The sequence below is a fragment of the Agrobacterium sp. a22-2 genome, assembly GCF_012276985.1.
In the GTDB taxonomy this organism is placed as follows: domain Bacteria; phylum Pseudomonadota; class Alphaproteobacteria; order Rhizobiales; family Rhizobiaceae; genus Allorhizobium.
This window is the reverse complement of sequence record NZ_JAAXMM010000036.1, coordinates 1-1,780: the sequence shown is the minus strand read 5'-3', so window position 1 is coordinate 1,780 and position 1,780 is coordinate 1. Positions and strand designations below refer to the sequence as shown.

The following is a 1,780-nucleotide window of genomic DNA, read 5'->3' as shown; positions in this document are numbered from 1 at the left end:
GGTCGGGGCGCTCCTATGGGGTGCTGGCGCGCGAAGGCTTCATGAAGAACCCGGTGGCCCATCGCGCCGTGCGGCTGATCGCCGAGGCCGCCGCCGCCGTGCCGCTGTTGCTCTATGACGGCGACGGCGAGGTCGGCGACCACGCGGCGCTGCGGCTGCTGGCGCGGCCGAACGCGCGCATGGGCGGGCCGGATTTTTTCGAGGCGCTCTATGGCCATCTGCTGCTGTCGGGCAATGCCTATCTCGAGCCGCTTTGGCTCGGCGAGCGGCTGGCCGAACTGCATCTGCTCAGGCCCGACCGGGTGACGGTGATCGAGGGCCGTGACGGCTGGCCGCTGGCCTACGAATACCGGGCCGGCGGGGCGCCGCGGCGGCTGCCGGCCGAGGCCGTGCCGGTGGCGCTCCTGCATCTGAAACTGTTCCATCCGCTCGACGACCACTCAGGCTTTCCGCCGCTGGCGGCAGCCCAGGTGGCGCTCGACCTGCACAATGCGGCGGCCACCTGGAACAAGGCGCTGCTCGACAATTCGGCGCGGCCGTCCGGCGCGCTGGTCTACCAGCCGAAGGAGGGCGGCAATCTGTCGGTCGAGCAATATGAGCGGCTGAAGCTGGAACTGGAGGAGGGCTATTCCGGGCCGATGCGGGCCGGCCGGCCGCTGCTGCTCGAAGGCGGGCTCGACTGGAAGGCGATGGGCCTGTCGCCCAAGGATATGGATTTCGTCGAGGCGCGCAATGGTGCGGCCCGCGACATCGCGCTTGCCTTCGGCGTGCCGCCGATGCTGCTCGGCATTCCCGGCGACAATACCTATGCCAACTATCAGGAGGCCAACCGCGCCTTCTACCGGCTGACCGTGCTGCCGCTGATCAAGCGCACGGCGGCCAGCCTCTCAAGCCTGATCGGCGAGGGCGAGGCGGCAGCGCTGCGGCTGGCGCCCGATCTCGACCAGGTCGAGGGCCTGGCCAGCGAACGCGACGCGCTGTGGACGCGCATCGGCGCGGCGGGTTTCTTAAGCGACGCGGAAAAGCGCCAGGCGGTGGGCTACGGGGACTGAGATTTTCGGGCGTGGATTCATCGCGTGAAGCGGTTGAATCAATCTGTGAAGATGCGGATTCGCTCTCTAAGGAAGCCGTGCCAAGCGATTCAAAAGACTCGCGATCCCGGCCTTGCCTCACCTTACGGAAGGCATTCGCATATCCGGCGGTGCGGGCCTGATCTGGCACGGGTTTCATCGTAGCGCGCAGAGGTTAAGGAAATGACCGATTTCAGTCAGGACCCCCAGTTCTGGGGGGCGAGGGCGCTTGGCGCGCTGGCCGGATCGGCGATCTCGCTGATCTATCTCCTGCCCAAGGGCAGCCGCGAGGCGGCAAGCCGCATGGTGACGGGTTTTGCCTGCGGGCTGATCTTCGGCGGGCCGACGGGGCTGTGGCTCGGCCAGAAACTCGACCTGCTGGAGCACCTGAGCGGCTTCGAGATCATGCTGGCCGGCTCGACTGCCGCCAGCCTCTCGGCCTGGTGGGGGCTCGGTCTTCTGGCGCGGCTGGCGGCACGCTACGGGGCGAAACCGGGCGGGTGATGGGGGGCGTCTCGAATTTCAGAAAAGGCCCTCTCTGGCCTGCCGGCGTTTGTTACTGAAATCGATTCACTGGATCGATTTCTCCGCTGCGCGGACCGTTCCTCACCCCACCACAAGGGGGAGAAGACTCGTGGAAGCCGCTCGGGCTCGATCCATCCACGGTACGGCTAGGTTAAGCCCTCCCCTTTGTGGGGAGGGCTTAACCT

The 1,780-nt window shown here is 67.1% G+C and carries 2 protein-coding genes; both read left to right on the top strand.

All coding sequences use genetic code 11. From position 1 onward, the window contains the following. The coding region (locus tag HFC70_RS26270) for a phage portal protein (protein WP_246735966.1) at nucleotides 1–1,052 on the top strand (1,052 nt) is incomplete at its 5' end. A gap of 201 nt (nucleotides 1,053–1,253) precedes the next feature. Continuing rightward, nucleotides 1,254–1,574, top strand: a complete 321-nt coding sequence (locus HFC70_RS26265) for a DUF6107 family protein (protein WP_168476281.1) — start codon at nucleotides 1,254–1,256, stop codon at nucleotides 1,572–1,574. Nucleotides 1,575–1,780: the final 206 nt, after the last annotated feature.